This window comes from Streptomyces sp. NPDC020299 (genome assembly GCF_044387825.1).
In the GTDB taxonomy this organism is placed as follows: Bacteria; Actinomycetota; Actinomycetes; order Streptomycetales; family Streptomycetaceae; genus Streptomyces.
In genome coordinates this window covers 17229-33152 of record NZ_JBIRWL010000026.1, presented here as the reverse complement: position 1 = coordinate 33152, position 15924 = coordinate 17229, and the positions used below count along the sequence as shown (strand labels likewise).

Annotated in this window: 16 protein-coding genes; 11 read left to right on the top strand and 5 right to left on the bottom strand. The window is 70.6% G+C overall.

Going from position 1 to position 15924, the window contains the following annotated elements; genetic code table 11:
• Nucleotides 1-107: 107 nt before the first annotated feature.
• The 9 genes from ACH45E_RS40845 to ACH45E_RS40805 all read left to right on the top strand — a co-directional run bounded on the left by ACH45E_RS40845 (nt 108) and on the right by ACH45E_RS40805 (nt 8812).
• Complete coding sequence (locus ACH45E_RS40845; protein WP_361454248.1) at nt 108-494, top strand: GntR family transcriptional regulator; 387 nt, start codon at nt 108-110, stop codon at nt 492-494.
• Entirely contained in the window at nt 491-1390 is a 900-nt protein-coding gene (locus ACH45E_RS40840) for an ABC transporter ATP-binding protein (RefSeq protein ID WP_361454251.1), read from the top strand. Before ACH45E_RS40845 ends, ACH45E_RS40840 begins: the two co-directional genes overlap by 4 nt.
• Nucleotides 1387-2415 (top strand): ABC transporter permease, encoded by a 1029-nt coding sequence (locus tag ACH45E_RS40835; RefSeq protein WP_361454253.1) that lies wholly within the window; start codon nt 1387-1389, stop codon nt 2413-2415. The genes ACH45E_RS40840 and ACH45E_RS40835 overlap by 4 nt, the downstream gene beginning before the upstream one ends.
• Nucleotides 2412-3269, top strand: a complete 858-nt coding sequence (locus ACH45E_RS40830) for a hypothetical protein (RefSeq protein WP_361454256.1) — start codon at nt 2412-2414, stop codon at nt 3267-3269. The genes ACH45E_RS40835 and ACH45E_RS40830 overlap by 4 nt, the downstream gene beginning before the upstream one ends.
• A gap of 197 nt (nt 3270-3466) precedes the next feature.
• Entirely contained in the window at nt 3467-5821 is a 2355-nt protein-coding gene (locus tag ACH45E_RS40825) for an RNA degradosome polyphosphate kinase (RefSeq protein ID WP_399042573.1), read from the top strand.
• Nucleotides 5802-6872 (top strand): CHAD domain-containing protein, encoded by a 1071-nt coding sequence (locus ACH45E_RS40820; protein ID WP_361454261.1) that lies wholly within the window; start codon nt 5802-5804, stop codon nt 6870-6872. The genes ACH45E_RS40825 and ACH45E_RS40820 overlap by 20 nt, the downstream gene beginning before the upstream one ends.
• A gap of 43 nt (nt 6873-6915) precedes the next feature.
• Nucleotides 6916-7335, top strand: a complete 420-nt coding sequence (locus tag ACH45E_RS40815; protein WP_361454264.1) for an NUDIX hydrolase — start codon at nt 6916-6918, stop codon at nt 7333-7335.
• A 329-nt stretch (nt 7336-7664) separates the two neighbouring features.
• Complete coding sequence (locus tag ACH45E_RS40810; RefSeq protein ID WP_361454268.1) at nt 7665-8552, top strand: hypothetical protein; 888 nt, start codon at nt 7665-7667, stop codon at nt 8550-8552.
• A gap of 95 nt (nt 8553-8647) precedes the next feature.
• On the top strand, nt 8648-8812 hold the full coding sequence (locus ACH45E_RS40805; RefSeq protein WP_361454271.1) for a hypothetical protein: 165 nt from the start codon (nt 8648-8650) through the stop codon (nt 8810-8812).
• Between the two features lie 13 nt (nt 8813-8825).
• Here the strand turns inward: ACH45E_RS40805 and ACH45E_RS40800 are convergent, their stop codons facing one another.
• A complete protein-coding gene (locus tag ACH45E_RS40800) occupies nt 8826-9158 on the bottom strand; it encodes a metal-sensitive transcriptional regulator (RefSeq protein ID WP_361454274.1) in 333 nt (110 codons plus the stop codon).
• 229 nt (nt 9159-9387) lie between these two features.
• Here ACH45E_RS40800 and ACH45E_RS40795 point away from each other — a divergent pair, with 229 nt between their 5' ends.
• Both ACH45E_RS40795 and ACH45E_RS40790 read left to right on the top strand, forming a co-directional pair.
• Complete coding sequence (locus ACH45E_RS40795; RefSeq protein ID WP_009326469.1) at nt 9388-10008, top strand: DUF47 domain-containing protein; 621 nt, start codon at nt 9388-9390, stop codon at nt 10006-10008.
• Nucleotides 10009-10015: 7 nt separating this feature from the next.
• Nucleotides 10016-11014, top strand: a complete 999-nt coding sequence (locus ACH45E_RS40790; protein WP_361454277.1) for an inorganic phosphate transporter — start codon at nt 10016-10018, stop codon at nt 11012-11014.
• Nucleotides 11015-11649: 635 nt separating this feature from the next.
• Here ACH45E_RS40790 and pstB read toward each other — a convergent pair.
• From pstB to pstS, 4 genes are all read right to left on the bottom strand, one after another.
• Nucleotides 11650-12426, bottom strand: coding sequence for a phosphate ABC transporter ATP-binding protein PstB (gene pstB, locus ACH45E_RS40785; RefSeq protein WP_361454280.1), 777 nt, complete (start codon nt 12424-12426; stop codon nt 11650-11652).
• 67 nt (nt 12427-12493) lie between these two features.
• On the bottom strand, nt 12494-13555 hold the full coding sequence (pstA, locus tag ACH45E_RS40780; RefSeq protein ID WP_361454283.1) for a phosphate ABC transporter permease PstA: 1062 nt from the start codon (nt 13553-13555) through the stop codon (nt 12494-12496).
• Nucleotides 13552-14559 carry a phosphate ABC transporter permease subunit PstC gene (pstC, locus tag ACH45E_RS40775; RefSeq protein ID WP_361454346.1) on the bottom strand — a complete coding sequence of 336 codons (1008 nt, stop codon included), beginning with the start codon at nt 14557-14559 and terminating at the stop codon, nt 13552-13554. Before pstC ends, pstA begins: the two co-directional genes overlap by 4 nt.
• 130 nt (nt 14560-14689) lie before the next feature.
• On the bottom strand, nt 14690-15817 hold the full coding sequence (gene pstS / locus ACH45E_RS40770; protein ID WP_361454286.1) for a phosphate ABC transporter substrate-binding protein PstS: 1128 nt from the start codon (nt 15815-15817) through the stop codon (nt 14690-14692).
• Between the last annotated feature and the right edge of the window lie 107 nt (nt 15818-15924).

The following is a 15924-nucleotide window of genomic DNA, read 5'->3' as shown; positions in this document are numbered from 1 at the left end:
TTTAAAGCCCATAGGGGTCTTAAGGACCATAGGGGGCGGCGATCTTGACGCCGCCCCCTTCCTTGCACCACCCTTTCACTACTCAATTAGTGAAAGGGTGGTGCTGAGTGGTCGAGTACCGCATCGACCGGCACAGCGGCGTGGCCACCTACGTCCAGATCGTCCAGCAGACGAAGCAGGCCCTGCGCATGGGCCTGCTGGAGCCGGGGGACAGGCTGCCCACGGCGCGCGAGGTCGTGGAGGCCACCGCGATCAATCCGAACACCGTCCTGAAGGCGTACCGCGAGCTGGAGCGCGAGGGGCTCGTGGAGGCCCGGCGGGGGCTCGGGACCTTCGTACGGCGTTCTCTGGGCGCCGCCCCCGTCGACTCACCCCTGCGCGCCGAACTGGAGGAGTGGGCGGCGCGCGCCCAGGACGCCGGGCTGGAGCGCGACGACGTGGCCGCACTCTTCACCTCCGTACTCGAAAAGCACTTCCAGGGAGACCCGTCATGACCAACACGGCGCTGAGGGCCGACGCGCTGGGCAAGCGCTACGGCAGGCGGCACGGGTGGGCGCTGCGCGACTGCACCTTCCAGCTGCCCGCCGGACGTGTCTGTGCCGTCGTCGGGCCCAACGGAGCGGGCAAGTCCACGCTCCTCACCCTGAGCGCCGGGCTGCTCGTCCCCACCGAGGGCACGCTCACCGTCCTCGGGACGAGCCCTGCCGGGGCGCGTACCCGCGTGGCCTACGTCGCCCAGGACAAGCCGCTCCACCCGCAGCTCACGGTCGCCGAGACGCTCCGCATGGGCGCCGACCTCAACCCGGGGCGCTGGGACGCGGCCACCGCCGAGCGGACGACCGCAGCCGGCGACCTGGACCCGAACGCCAAGGTCCGCACGCTCTCCGGCGGTCAGCGCACCCGGGTCGCGCTCGCCCTGGCCCTCGGCAAGCAGCCGGAACTGCTGCTCCTGGACGAACCGATGGCCGACCTGGACCCGCTGGCCCGGCACGAGCTGATGGGCGTACTGATGGCCCAGGCGGCCCAGCACGGGACCACGATCGCGATGTCCTCGCACGTGGTCGCCGAGCTGGAGGACTCCTGCGACCACCTGCTGCTGGTCGGCGGCGGCCGGATCCGGCTGGCCGGGGAGATCGACGACCTGCTCGCCGCCCACACGCGCGTGAGCGCCCCCGCCGACACGGCCGGCCTCGCCCCGCACACGGTCGTCGAGTCCCGCGTCACCGGCCGCCAGCTCAGCGCCCTCGTCCGCCCGGCCGGCCCGCTGCCCGCCGACTGGCGCACCGGCACCCCGTCCCTGGAGGAACTGGTCCTCGCCCACCTGCGCAATCCCGAGGCCCCCGCCCTCACCGCCACCCCGGCCACGACGTCCGCGGAGGCCGCCATATGAGTGTCATGACCGCGTCTACTTCGGAGGCCGTGCGGCAAGAGGCCGGCGGCCCGCGGCTGAACCGGTGGCTGGTGCGTCTGCACCGTCCGGCGCTGCTCGTCTGGGCGGGACTGGTGATCCTCGGGGCCGCGCTGCTGCTGTGGCTGGCCGGGCCGCTCACCGACGCGGCGGCGGAGGGGTGGCGGCAGTGGAGATCCTGCGACGCGCCGATGTGCACGTACGACCAGAAGCCGATCGTGCGCTTCAACGACACCTACACCTACCTCACCCTCGCCATGGCCGCGCTGCCGTTCCTGGTGGCCGCCTGGGCGGGCGCCGCGCTCGTCGGGCGGGAGATGGAGTCCGGCACCGCGCGGCTGTCCTGGACGCAGGGAGTCACCCCGGCCCGCTGGCTGACGGCCAAGCTGGCACTGCCCGCCGCCGCGATCACCGCGGGAACGAGCCTGCTGGTGCTCCTGCACCACCGCGCCTGGTCGGCGGCCCACGGCCGCGTCGGCAGCCTCGACGCCTGGCACACCCTCTGGACCTTCCACACCAACGGCCCCACCACCGTCGCCCTCGCCCTGGCCGGCCTGGCCGCCGGCGCCTTCGCGGGCCTGGTCCTGCGCCGCACCCTGGCCGCGCTGGCCGGCGCCCTGATCCTCACCTCGGGCATCGGGAGCCTGGCCTACTGGCTCATGCCGCGCCTGTGGCCCGCCGTCACGCGCGTGACCAGCTTCAAGCAGGGTTACGGCGATCTCTACAGCGGCCCAGAGATCGACATGGGCCTGGTCACCGCCACCGGCGCGCACATCCCCCAGCCCGCGTGCTCCGCGAGCACGTCCGAAGCGTGCTGGCGGCTCTACGAGAAGCTCGGCGGGGTCGGCTACTACAACACCTACCACCCCGCCTCGCACTACTGGCCGCTCCAGCTGACCACCACCGCCCTGGTGCTGGCCCTGGCCGCCCTGCTCACCGCGGGCGCGTTCCTCGTGCTCAGGCGGCTCACCGGAGCGTTCCGGCTCGCGAAGGCGGCCACCGCATGAGCGCCGCCGCCCTCGGGGGCCTGCCCCGCACGGTCCTGCGGCTGCACCGCCGGGCCCTGCTGGCCTGGACCGCGTTCGTGGCCGGGCTGATCGGCTGGCTGGTCTGGCTGAACGAGGTGACCGCGGACGACGTCCGCCGCGTGGAAGGGTCCTGCGCCCGCCACGGCATGTGCGCCGACGCCTTGGCCTCCCTCGACTACAGCAAACCGACCGACTGGATCGCCTCGCTGATCTGCTACAGCTTCCTCGCCGTCGCCGCCTTCGCGGGCGGCGCGCTGATCGGCCGGGAACTGGAGTCCGGGACCGCCCAGCTGGCCTGGACCCAGGGAGTCACCCCCACCCGCTGGCTCACCGCCAAGCTCGCGCTGCCCGCACTGGCGATCACGGCCGGCGGTGCCGCCCTGGTGCCGGCGTACCGCTGGGGCTGGGCGGCCAACCGGGACCTGATGGGCGACGACTGGACCTTCGCCGGCGTGTTCGTGGCCCGGGGTCCGCTCATGGTGGCGTACGGCCTGTGCGCCCTCGCGTTCGGCGCGCTCGCCGCGCTGCTGCTGCGCCGCGCCCTGGCCGCCCTCGGCACCGCGTTCGCCGCGATGTGGCCGCTGCACCTCGTGCTGGAGCGCTACCGGGCGGACCTGTGGCCGACGGTGACCCGTACGTCACCGAAGCGGCCCGTGCTGCCCGCCGACGCCTGGCCGGTGAACTGGGGCCGGAACGCCGACGGCTACTTCGCCGTCTACCACCCGGAGTCCCACTACTGGCCCCTCCACCTGGTGGAGACCGGCATCGTCCTCACCCTGGCAGCCGCCGCGACCACGGCGGCCTACACGGTGTTGCGCCGGCGCACCGCGTGAGGGACCGGCGATCCCGTACGTCCTCCCACGGGGGGAAGGACGTACGGGATCGTCATTTCCTCGTCGTTTTCATCGTCATCTTCATCGTCATCTTCACCGTGCTCCCAGCGTGACGAACGCCCGGGAGCCGCCCCCAGATATCCCGCACGTCATGTCTCCGTAACCATCGATTCAGACGACCTTGCGACGCTCAGCCAATGAAGCCCGCCGTGCCAGAACCTTCGCCGCCCCCCGAGGGGCCAGCGGGGAACGGGGCCCTGAAGCTCCCACCCGCACGTTCCGACGCGCCCGTATCGCTCCTGGCGCGGAACAATGGGGTCATGAGCCAGCCAGACACCCAGGCACAGGTCCAGCACGCGCAGCCCTCCGTGGGCTCCATAGCCGCGCACCGCCCGCACACCGTGGCGGCCGTGGTCTCCGACCTGGAACCCGACATCGATGCCGACCTCGACGCTTACGAGGAATCGCAGGTTGACGGGGTACAGCTGCCACAGGGTCGATTCCTCGACCGGGAACGCAGCTGGCTCGCGTTCAACGAACGGGTCCTCGAACTCGCCGAGGACCCGAACACGCCCCTCCTCGAACGGGCGAACTTCCTGGCGATCTTCGCCAGCAACCTGGACGAGTTCTTCATGGTCCGGGTCGCCGGTCTGAAGCGCCGTATCGCGACGGGCGTCGCCACCCGCTCGGCCTCCGGTCTCCAGCCCCGTGAGGTACTGGAGATGATCTGGGCCCGCTCCCGCGAGCTCATGGCCCGGCACGCCGCCTGCTACCACGAGGACGTCGCCCCCGCGCTCGCGGAGGAGGGCATCCACCTGGTCCGCTGGAGCGAGCTGGCGGAGAAGGAGCAGGCGCGCCTCTTCACGCTCTTCCGGCACCAGATCTTCCCGGTCCTGACCCCCCTGGCCGTGGACCCGGCGCACCCCTTCCCGTACATCTCCGGCCTGTCCCTGAACCTGGCCGTGGTGGTACGCAACCCGGTCAGCGGCCACCGGCACTTCGCCCGCGTGAAGGTGCCGCCGCTGCTGTCCCGCTTCCTGGAGGCCGCCCCGGGCCGTTACGTGCCGCTGGAGGACGTCATCGCGGCCCACCTGGAGGAGCTCTTCCCGGGCATGGAGGTCCTGGAGCACCACGCCTTCCGGCTCACCCGGAACGAGGACCTCGAAGTCGAGGAGGACGACGCCGAGAACCTGCTCCAGGCCCTGGAGAAGGAGCTCATGCGGCGCCGCTTCGGGCCCCCGGTGCGCCTGGAGGTCGAGGAGTCCATCGACCGTGAGGTCCTCGACCTGCTGGTGCGCGAGCTGAAGATCAGCGAGGCCGAGGTGTACCCGCTGCCGGGCCCCCTGGACCTCACCGGCCTCTTCCGCATCGCCTCCCTGGACCGGCCCGAGCTGAAGTACCCGAAGTTCGTCGCGGGCACCCACCGGGACCTCGCGGAGGTGGAGTCCGCCTCGGCGCCCGACATCTTCGCGGCCCTGCGCAGCCGCGACGTGCTGCTGCACCACCCGTACGACAGCTTCTCGACGTCCGTGCAGGCCTTCCTCGAACAGGCCGCGGCCGACCCGGACGTCCTCGCCATCAAGCAGACCCTGTACCGCACCTCCGGCGACTCCCCGATCGTCGACGCGCTCATCGACGCCGCCGAGTCCGGCAAGCAGGTCCTCGTCCTCGTCGAGATCAAGGCCCGCTTCGACGAACACGCCAACATCAAGTGGGCGCGCAAGCTGGAAGAGGCCGGCTGCCACGTCGTGTACGGCCTCGTCGGGCTGAAGACCCACTGCAAGCTGTCCCTGGTGGTACGCCAGGAGGGCGAGACGCTCCGCCGCTACAGCCACGTCGGCACGGGCAACTACCACCCGAAGACGGCCCGGCTGTACGAGGACCTCGGCCTGCTCACCGCCGACCCGCAGGTCGGCGCGGACCTCTCCGACCTGTTCAACCGCCTCTCCGGCTACTCGCGCCGGGAGACCTACCGCCGGCTGCTGGTGGCCCCCAAGTCCCTGCGCGACGGCCTGGTCTCACGGATCGACAAGGAGGTCCAGCACCACCGCGCCGGGCGTCCGGCGTTCGTCCGCATCAAGGTCAACTCGATGGTGGACGAGGCCGTCATCGACGCCTGCTACCGCGCGTCCCAGGCGGGCGTACCGGTGGACGTGTGGGTGCGCGGCATCTGCGCGCTGCGGCCCGGCGTCCCCGGCCTGTCGGACAACATCCGCGTCCGGTCCGTGCTCGGCCGCTTCCTCGAGCACTCCCGCGTGTTCATCTTCGGCAACGGCGGCGAGCCCGAGGTGTGGATAGGCAGCGCCGACATGATGCACCGCAACCTCGACCGCCGGATAGAGGCCCTCGTGCGGGTCACCGACCCCGCCCACCGGTCCTCCATCAACCGGCTGCTCGACACCGGCATGTCCGACACCACCATCTCCTGGCACCTGGGCCCGGACGGCGAGTGGCTGCGGCACGCGACCGACGGGGACGGCCAACCCCTGCGCAACGTCCAGGAGATGCTCATAGACGCCCGGAGGCGCCGGCGTGGCACAGCAACACCTTGACCCGACGGACCCCACGGCCGGGGCGGTGACCGGGGACACCCTCGCGGGCTACCTGCGCGCCCAGGCCACGGAGTTCCTCCGCGCGCTGCGGCTGCACCGGGAGACCGGGGGCAGCTCCAACGGCGCGGAGGAGTCCGTCGACGCGGCGCGCGCCCTACGCCGCTCGGCCCGCCGCATCAGCGGCAGCCTGCACACCTTCCGCCCGCTGCTCGAGACCGCATGGTCGGAGGAGATCCGGCCCGAACTGGCCTGGTTGTCCGGCACGTTGGGGCTGGAGCACGCGTACGAGGGCCGGCTGGAGCGGCTGCTCCTCGCGCTGCACCGGCTGTCAGGGTCCTCGGCGGTGCCCGCGCAGGCGGTCGGCGCGGCCGTCGGCGGCCCCACCGACGGGGCGGCGCCCGCCCCGCTGAAGGCAACGCCCCCGAACGGCAACCTGACCGTCGGCGCGGCGAAGGCGGGCGCGCTGCTCGACCGCCAGCTCACCCTCGCCCGGACCCGCGCCCACTCCACGGCCCTCCAGGCCCTGGGCTCCTCCCGCTTCCACGCCGTCGCCGACAAGGTGGCCGTACTGGCCAGCGAGGTCCCCCTCACCCCCGCGGCCACCTCCACCGACCTGCACCCCATGGCGGACGCCGCCGAGGAACGTCTCACCGACGCGGTCACCGCGCTCCCCCTGGTCACCGCGGGCCACCCCTACAACGCGGAGGCCCTCATCCACGGTCTGTCCCCGGACCCGTCCTCCCACCCCCAGGACGGCCCGTGGCACCAGGTCCGCCTGCTGCTGCGCCTGCACCGCTACGCCCGCGAGGTACTGCACGGCCCGGGCTCCCCCGTCGACATGCGCCTGCTCACGGCCGGCCAGGCCCTGAACCGGCACCGGGACGCCTCGGAGGCCGCCGCGGCGGCGGCACAGGCGGCCCGCACCCCGCGCATCGCCCCGGCGACGGCGTACGCCCTCGGCGTGCTCCACGCCGACCAGCGTCACGAGGTGGAGGCGTCGCGGTTCGCGTTCGAGCAGTGCTGGCAGAAGCAGACGGTCACTGCTCCCTGACCTTTCCGACCCTCGACCCTCGACGCGAGGCGGTGAAGCACCGGTGACGACCGCGAAGGACACCCCCGTACAGGCCGCGGGCTGCGTACTGTGGCGTCGCTCGCCGGTGGACGGCGGCCTGGAGGTCTGTCTCGTCCACCGGCCCAAGTACGACGACTGGTCACACCCGAAGGGCAAGCTCAAGCGCGGCGAGGAGGCCCTGTCGGGCGCCCTGCGGGAGGTGACGGAGGAGACCGGGTACACCGCCGAGCCCGGCGCCGAACTGCCCACGGTGTGCTACTACGCCAACGGCCGCCCCAAGGAGGTCCGTTACTGGGCGGCCGAGGCCGTCGCCGGCGACTTCACCCCCAACGCCGAGGTGGACCGCATCCTGTGGCTGGCGCCCGCCCCGGCCCGGGCCCGCCTGACCCAGCCCCGTGACCGGGACCTGGTCGACGACCTGGTCTGCGACTCGCCGGTGTGACCCGCGAACCCGTCAGTTCGCGGTGGCATGGCCCTCCGCGTCCGCTCTCGCCTGGCTGCGGGCCCGGCGGGCGGGACCGCGCCAGCCGCACGTGCAACGGGCCACACAGAAGCGGCCCTGTTCGCTCGTCGTCGTGAGGTGTTCCTGCCCGTGCCGGGTTCGTTCGGGACCGTCCTGCTGCGCCACACCGACAACGTTACCCACTTGAAGTAAAGCGTACGTCCACCCCCGTCCAAGCTCTGCCCGCGCGTGACGGCCGCCCCCTACTCGTCGTTAACCGGATCGACAGGGGGCCCGTGACGGACGTACCGGCTGGGGGTAGGCAGGCTATGGATCGGCGGCAGTACAGGCGGGGCGGGACGGCCGGCAGAGCGGGATTCGCGGTGGGGATCGCGGCCGGTCTGGGCCTCGGTGTCACGGGCTGCTCCTTCAGCGGTGCCGCCGCCGAGGACGGGCGCGGCGCGGGCGACCCGGTCACCACGTTGCACCGCGCCGCCGACACCCTGCGCGAGGCGGGCAGTTCAAAGGTCACCACCTCGATGGAGATGGCCACCGGCGGCACCCGGGTCACCATCCGCGGCAAGGGCGTCTACGACTTCCGCGGACAGCTGGGCCGGCTCACCGTGCAGCTGCCGCAGGACCCGGCCGGGCAGGCCGAGCACCGCCCGATCACCGAACTCCTCGCCCCCGGCGCGCTGTTCATGAAGAACCGCGGAGCCGGGGTGCCCGCCGACAAATGGGTACGGGTGGACACCGCGACCCTCTCCGACGGCAACCTGGTCACGGGCGGGGCGACGGACCCGTACGCCGCCGCGGAGTTGCTGCGCGGCACGCGGACGGCGACGTACGTGGGGCGTACCGAGCTCGGCGGGATCGACGTGCGGCATTTCCGCGGCACCGCGGACCTGGTCACGGCGGCGCGCGACGCCTCCGCTGGCAACCGGGAGGCACTGGCAGCGGCGGCGAAGGGGTTCGCCACGGCCGAGGTGCCGTTCGACGCCTACCTCGACGACGAGGGCCGCATCCGCAAGCTCCGGCAGAGCTTCGGATTTGTGAACGGCCGCCGGAAGGCCGCCGTGGCCGTCGCCTCCACGACCCTGCTGTACGGCTTCGGCACCCCGGTGGACGTCCGGCTGCCGCTGCCGAAGGACATCTACGCGGGCCGGATCGCCGAAAACCAGCCACCCGACGCACCGGCCGGCGACCCCGGGCACTAGTCAGCGCGGCGGCCCGTGAACTAGCCCGTCCGTGCCATGCGCGGTGTGTAGAGCCCTGCCTACTCTAGGAAGTCGGTAACGGCAGAGAAGAGGTGATGCACGTGGCTCCGGTCGGCGGTACGGCAGTTCAGGACCACGTGGCCCTCGCCGAGATCGAGCTGTGCGGGGAGCTGATCATCGCGGCGTCCGCCGCCGAGGACCGGCTCAGCCTGGCGAGCATCGACGAGGTGCTGCGCGTGGCGGAGGAACGCGACAGCTGACCCGCGGGGGCACTCAGGTACGCAGCAGGCGGCCGATCGCCTTCGTGGCCTCCTCCACCTTGGCGTCGATCTCCGTCCCGCCCTTGACGGCCGCGTCCGCGACGCAGTGGCGCAGGTGCTCCTCCAGGAGCTGCAGGGCGAAGGACTGCAGGGCCTTGGTGGAGGCGGACACCTGCGTGAGTATGTCGATGCAGTAGGTGTCCTCGTCGACCATGCGCTGCAGGCCCCGGATCTGGCCCTCGATCCGGCGCAGCCGCTTGAGGTGCTCGTCCTTCTGCTTGTGGTACCCGTGCGTGGTGCCGCCCGCCTCGGAGGGCGCCGTGGCACCGGCCTCGGTCGTCGTCATCGCGCCCCTCCAGTCACAGCGAGTTCCGGACCATAGCTCCGGAACGGCTCCGGACAGATACCCCTACAGGGTATATGGTAGCCAACTTTGCTGGGTATACGCGTCTTGGTACGCCCCCGTGATGATCGGTTTGACTGATGGGTGACACTGGGGGACGGCCCATTAGCCGTGGCCGGATGATGCGCCTAGCATCAGCCTGACCGAAACCGAAGCACCCCGAGGACCCCACGTGCGCTTTCGTCTGACCCCCAGGGAGACGAGCTTCTACGACATGTTCGCCGCTTCCGCGGACAACATCGTCACCGGCTCGAAACTCCTGATGGAACTGCTCGGGGCGGACGCTTCCGCCCGGGCCGAGATCGCAGAGCGTATGCGGGCCGCGGAACACGCAGGTGACGACGCCACGCACGCGATCTTCCACCAGTTGAACTCCTCGTTCATCACGCCCTTCGACCGCGAGGACATCTACTCCCTCGCGTCGTCCCTCGACGACATCATGGACTTCATGGAGGAGGCCGTCGACCTGGTCGTCCTCTACAACGTCGAGGAACTGCCCAAGGGCGTCGAGCAGCAGATCGAGGTCCTGGCGAGGGCGGCGGAGCTGACGGCGGAGGCGATGCCGAACCTCCGCACGATGGACAACCTCACCGAGTACTGGATCGAGGTCAACCGCCTCGAGAACCAGGCCGACCAGATCCACAGAAAGCTTCTTGCGCACCTCTTCAACGGCAAGTACGACGCGATCGAGGTGCTCAAGCTCAAGCAGATCGTGGATGTGCTGGAGGAGGCGGCGGACGCGTTCGAGCACGTGGCGAACACGGTGGAGACCATCGCCGTCAAGGAGTCCTGACCGCTTCATGGACACCTTCGCTCTGATCGTGACCGTAGCGGTCGCGCTCGTCTTCACTTACACGAACGGATTCCACGACTCGGCGAACGCGATCGCGACGTCGGTGTCGACCCGGGCCCTGACCCCGCGCGCCGCGCTGGCGATGGCGGCGGTGATGAACCTGGCCGGTGCCTTCCTGGGCTCCGGTGTCGCCAAGACCGTCAGCGAGGGCCTGATCGAGACGCCCACGGGCTCCACGGGCATGGCGATCCTCTTCGCGGCGCTGGTCGGCGCGATCGTCTGGAACCTGATCACCTGGTACTTCGGCCTGCCTTCCTCGTCCTCCCACGCCCTGTTCGGCGGCATGGTCGGCGCGGCGCTCGCGGGCGGTGACGCGGTCCACTGGGACGGCGTGCTCAACAAGATCATCATCCCGATGTTCCTGTCCCCGGTGGTCGGCCTGATCGTCGGCTACCTGGTGATGACCTTGATCCTGTGGCTGTTCCGCCGGTCCAACCCGCACAAGGCCAAGCGCGGCTTCCGCATAGCGCAGACGGTCTCGGCGGCCGGCATGGCCCTCGGCCACGGCCTCCAGGACGCACAGAAGACCATGGGCGTCGTGGTACTCGCCCTCGTCATCTCCGGCCACAAGACCTTCGGCGACCCGATCCCGGTGTGGGTGAAGCTCGTCTGCGCGGTGATGCTCTCCCTCGGCACATACGCGGGTGGCTGGCGCATCATGCGCACCCTCGGCCGAAAGATCATCGAACTCGACCCGCCCCAGGGCTTCGCCGCCGAGACCACCGGTGCGTCGATCATGTTCGCCACCGCGTTCCTCTTCAAGGCCCCGATCTCCACGACCCACGTCATCACCTCCGCCATCATGGGCGTAGGCGCCACCAAGCGCGTCAACGCCGTCCGCTGGGGCGTCGCCAAGAACATCGTCCTGGGCTGGTTCATCACCATGCCGGCAGCCGCCCTGGTGGCCGCGGCGTCATTCGGGATCGTGCACCTGGCTTTCCTGTAGGCGGGGAGGGGCCTCCGCCCCGGGTGGGGCGGAGGCCCGCGCCGCCGCTGTCGCGTACAGGGGGGCGCCCCTGCGAACCACTCTCTCGCCCCCTCCGCCCCTGCCCTTCCCACCCCCAGGGGCTCCGCCCCTTCAACCCCACCGGAGGCTGCGCCCCCGCACCCCCACGGGACTGCGAGACGCAGCCGCGCCGAGGGCGGGGGCGAAGCCCGCAGGGGGACGCAGCCCCCGCCAGCACCCGAACCGCAGCCCGCCGGGGCCTGGCGCGGAGCCCCAGGGTGGGGTGCAGGGGACGCAGTCCCCGCCGGGGCCTGGGGCGGAGCCCCAGGGTGGGGTGCAGGGGACGCAGTCCCCGCCGGGGTCTGGGGCGGAGCCCCAGGGTGGGGCGACCTTCCAGCCGACCCGCACGGGTGGGTGGGTGGGAAACGGGGTCCAGGGGCGACAGCCCCTGGCGGGGTCTGGGGCGGAGCCCCAGGGAGCCCCGCGAAAACCCGGCGAGCGCGCACACCCCGGGACGTACAAGAAACGGCCCCACCCAGCGGAGCGGCCCGCCCCCGGGAGCCAGGGGCGGGCCCTCACAGCCTCGCGGTGGCACCGCCATGCAGCACCGCGAGGGGTCTCGGCAGACCGCCGGCTCAGCCGAAGCGACCAGAGATGTAGTCCTCGGTCGCCTGCACCGACGGGTTGGAGAAGATCCGCTCCGTGTCGTCGATCTCGATCAGCTTCCCCGGCTGCCCGACAGCCGCCAGGTTGAAGAACGCCGTACGGTCGGAGACACGCGCGGCCTGCTGCATGTTGTGCGTCACGATGACGATCGTGAACCGCTCCTTGAGCTCACCGATCAGATCCTCGATGGCGAGCGTGGAGATCGGGTCCAGCGCCGAGCACGGCTCGTCCATCAGCAGCACCTTCGGCTCGACGGCGATCGCCCGCGCGATGCACAGCCGCTGCTGCTGACCACCGGACAGCCCCGACCCCGGCTTGTTCAGCCGGTCCTTGACCTCGTTCCAGAGGTTCGCGCCCTTGAGCGACTTCTCGACGACGTCCGCGAGCTCGCTCTTCTTGTAGCTCCCGTTCAGCCGCAGCCCCGCCGCCACGTTGTCGAAGATCGACATCGTGGGGAACGGGTTCGGCCGCTGGAACACCATGCCGACCTCACGCCGTACCGACACCGGGTCGATCCCGGTCCCGTACAGGTCCTCGTCGTCGAGCATCACCTTGCCCTCGACCCGCCCACCCGGCGTGACCTCGTGCATCCGGTTCAGCGTGCGCAGGAACGTCGACTTGCCACACCCCGACGGCCCGATGAACGCCGTCACCGAGCGCGGCTCGACCGTCATCGAGATGTCGTCGATCGCCTTGTGAGAGCCGTAGTAGGCGGTGAGCCCGCTCACGTCGATTCGCTTGGACATAACTACTTCACTTCCAGACTCTTCGGTCGCTGAGAGGCCCCGCCCGGCGGAGCCGGATAGTGTCGCCTTAGCGACCGGTCTTCGGGGCCTTCCAGCGGGCAATGCCCCGGGCCACCAGGTTGAGGATCATCACGAAGGCGATCAGCGTGAGGGACGCCGCCCACGCGCGGTCGTACGCCGCATTGGCACCCGCGCTCTGCGAGTACTGCTGGTAGATGTACAGCGGCAGCGAGGACTGCGCCCCCTCGAAGGGGTTGTTGTTGATGAACGGGTTGCCGAACACCAGCAGCAGCACCGGCGCGGTCTCTCCCGCGATACGGGCGATGGCGAGCATGACGCCGGTGGTGATGCCGCCGATCGAGGTCGGCAGGACCACCTTCAGGATCGTGCGCCACTTGGGCACACCCAGCGCCAGGGACGCCTCGCGCAGCTCGTTCGGTACGAGCTTGAGCATCTCCTCGGTGGAACGGACCACGACCGGCATCATCAGGATGGCCAGGGCCAGCGAGCCGGCGAAGCCGAAGGGCTGCATGTCGAAGATCAGCATCAGGCTGAGGATGAACAGACCCGCGACGATCGACGGGATACCGGTCATCACGTCGACGAAGAACGTGACGGCCGTGGCGAGCCTGCCCCGCCCGTACTCGACCAGGTAGATCGCGGTGAGGATGCCGATCGGCGCGCCGATCAGGGTGGCGAGCCCGACCTGCTCCAGGCTGCCGATGATGGCGGCGTAGATGCCGCCGCCCGGCTCGGAGTCGGCGACGACGCCCATGGAGTGGGTCAGGAAGTAGACGTCGAGGACCTTCACGCCGCGCGCCACGGTCACCCAGATCAGGGAGACCAGCGGGATCACGGCGAGCAGGAAGGCGACCCAGACGAGGGAGGTCGCGACGCGGTCCTTGGCCTGGCGGCGGCCCTCGACGCGGGCGGCGATGCCGAACGTACCGAGGACGAAGAGGATCGCGGCGATCAGGCCCCACTGGGCCTTGTTGTCGAGGCCGGCGGCGAGGCCGATGCCGGCCGCGACCACGAGGGATCCGGCGGCGATGGCCCACGGGGACCACTTCGGGAGGCTGGCGCCGCGCAGCGTGCTGGGGCGCTTGTCGGCGAGGCTGGCGGTGCTCATGCGTTGGCCCCCGAGTACTCCTTGCGGCGGGCGATGATCGCCCGGGCCGCACCGTTGACCAGCAGGGTGATGACGAACAGGACCAGACCGGAGGCGATCAGCGCGTCACGGCCGTCCTGGGTCGCCTCGCTGAACTTGCTGGCGATGTTCTGGGCGAAGGTGCCGCCACCCGGGTCGAGCAGGCTGGCCTGGATGTTGAAGGTCGGGGAGAGCACGGTGGCGACGGCCATCGTCTCGCCGAGCGCGCGGCCGAGGCCGAGCATCGAGGCGGAGATCACACCGGAGCGGCCGAAGGGCAGCACCGACATGCGGACGACCTCCCAGCGGGTGGCGCCGAGGGCCAGCGCGGCCTCCTCGTGCATCCGCGGGACCTGCCGGAAGACCTCACGGCTCACGTTGGTGATGATCGGCAGGATCATGATCGCGAGCAGGATGCCGACGGTGAGCATCGACCGGGGGGCGCCGCCCTCCCAGGAGAAGATGCCGGTCCAGCCGAGGTATTTGTCGAGCCAGTCGTAGAGGCCGGTCATGTGCGGTACCAGGATGAGCGCGCCCCACAGGCCGTACACGATGGACGGCACGGCGGCGAGCAGGTCGATCACGTACGCGACGGGGCCGGCCAGCCTGCGCGGCGCGTAGTGCGTGATGAAGAGCGCGATGGCGACCGCGACCGGGACCGCGATGACCATGGCGACGATCGAGGAGACGACCGTGCCGAAGGCGAGGACCGCGATGCCGAAGGAGGGCGGCTGGAGGTTGGTGTTCCACTCGAAGGTGGTCAGGAAGTTGCCGTGGTCCTTGCTGATCGCGAGGGAGGCGCGGTAGGTGAGGAAGACCGCGATCGCGGCCATGATCACCAGCAGCAGGATGCCCGAGCCACGGGACAGGCCGAGGAAGATGCGGTCACCGGGGCGGGTCGCGCCACGGGCGTTGCGCTTCTGCTCGGCCACGGTCGGCTCGGGTACGGGGGGAGGTGCGTCGGTTGTCTGCGTCGTCATGTCCATCGGGTTCTCCGGTCTGCGGAGCCGCTTGCGGGTGGGCGGCTCGGTGGAGCCGTTCACGAGGGTCGGCTCCTGGCGGCGGTGCACCGGACGATGCGGTCCGGCCCCGAACCGGGGCCGGACCGCACTCAGGTCAGCTCAGGCCCTCGATGGTGGTGCGGACCTTGGAGATGATCGCGTCGGGGATGGGGGCGTAGCCGATCCCGGACAGGGCCTTCTGGCCGTCCTCGCTGGCGATGTAGCGGAGGAACGCCTTGGTGGCGGGCAGGGTGTCCGCCTTGTTGCCCTTGTCGCAGGCGATCTCGTACGTGACCAGGGTGAGCGGGTAGGCGCCCTCGGCCTTGGTCTTGTAGTCGAGCTGGAGCGACAGGTCCTTGCCGGTGCCGACGACCTTGGCGGCCGCGATGTCGGCGGTGGCGGACTCGGTGGACGGGGCGACCGGCTTGCTGGCGCCCGTGTCGATGGAGACGGCCTTGAGGCCGTCCGAGACGTAGGACAGCTCGAAGTAGCCGATGGCGCCGGAGGTCTGCTTCACCTGCTGGGCCACGCCCGCGGACTGCGGAGCGGACTGGCCGCCCTTGGCCTGCCAGGCCTTGCCGCCGGAGTACTTCCAGTTGTCCGGGGTGGTGGCGATCAGGTACTTGGTGAAGTTGTCCGTCGTACCCGACTCGTCGGAGCGGTGGAACGCCTGGATCTTCAGGTTCGGAAGCTTCGCGGAGGGGTTCAGCTTCTTGATCGCCGGGTCGTTCCAGTTGGTGATCTTGCTGTCGAAGATCTTGGCGAGGGTCGGGGCGTCCAGGACCAGGTTGTCGGCACCCGGGACGTTGTAACCGACCGCGATCGGGCCGCCGACCATCGGCAGGTCGATGCCCTGACCGCCCTTGCAGACGCTCTTGGAGGCCTTGACCTCTTCCGGCTTCAGCGCGGAGTCGGAACCGGCGAAGGCGACCTGGCCCTGCGTGAACGCGGTGACACCGGCGCCGGAGCCGCCGCCCTTGTAGTTGATCTGCACGCCGCAGGCCTGGGAGAAGCTCTTCACCCACGCGTCGATCGCGTTCTTCTGCGCGGAGGAGCCGTCGGCGAGGAGCTGACCCTTGGCGTTGTCGCACTTGATCGAGCTGGCGCTCGTCGACGAGGAGGAGTCGTCGCTCGCCTTCTTGCCCGTGTCGTCGGAGCCGCACGCCGTCAGGGCCAGGGCGCCGGAGACGGCCACAGCACCGAGGGAGAGGGCGCGGAGCCGGTTCTTGCGCTGAAGCTTCACTTTCGGGAGTTCCTTCCAGGAGCCGCCACCGTCGGCGGCGTGCGAAGTCGTGTGATGCGCCAGCGCGCCCACAAGGCCGCACTCCGCACCGGGTAAGGCCGAAATTA

Coding starts and splice junctions, on each gene's coding strand:
- ACH45E_RS40825 (WP_399042573.1), top strand. CDS start 3,467: ATGAAGCCCGCCGTGCCAGAACCTTCGCCGCCCCCCGAGGGGCCAGCG.
- ACH45E_RS40790 (WP_361454277.1), top strand. CDS start 10,016: ATGGACACCTTCGCTCTGATCGTGACCGTAGCGGTCGCGCTCGTCTTC.
- ACH45E_RS40810 (WP_361454268.1), top strand. CDS start 7,665: ATGGATCGGCGGCAGTACAGGCGGGGCGGGACGGCCGGCAGAGCGGGA.
- pstA (WP_361454283.1), bottom strand. CDS start 13,555: ATGAGCACCGCCAGCCTCGCCGACAAGCGCCCCAGCACGCTGCGCGGC.
- pstC (WP_361454346.1), bottom strand. CDS start 14,559: ATGGACATGACGACGCAGACAACCGACGCACCTCCCCCCGTACCCGAG.
- ACH45E_RS40805 (WP_361454271.1), top strand. CDS start 8,648: ATGCACGTGGCTCCGGTCGGCGGTACGGCAGTTCAGGACCACGTGGCC.
- ACH45E_RS40830 (WP_361454256.1), top strand. CDS start 2,412: ATGAGCGCCGCCGCCCTCGGGGGCCTGCCCCGCACGGTCCTGCGGCTG.
- pstB (WP_361454280.1), bottom strand. CDS start 12,426: ATGTCCAAGCGAATCGACGTGAGCGGGCTCACCGCCTACTACGGCTCT.
- ACH45E_RS40835 (WP_361454253.1), top strand. CDS start 1,387: ATGAGTGTCATGACCGCGTCTACTTCGGAGGCCGTGCGGCAAGAGGCC.
- ACH45E_RS40800 (WP_361454274.1), bottom strand. CDS start 9,158: ATGACGACGACCGAGGCCGGTGCCACGGCGCCCTCCGAGGCGGGCGGC.
- ACH45E_RS40840 (WP_361454251.1), top strand. CDS start 491: ATGACCAACACGGCGCTGAGGGCCGACGCGCTGGGCAAGCGCTACGGC.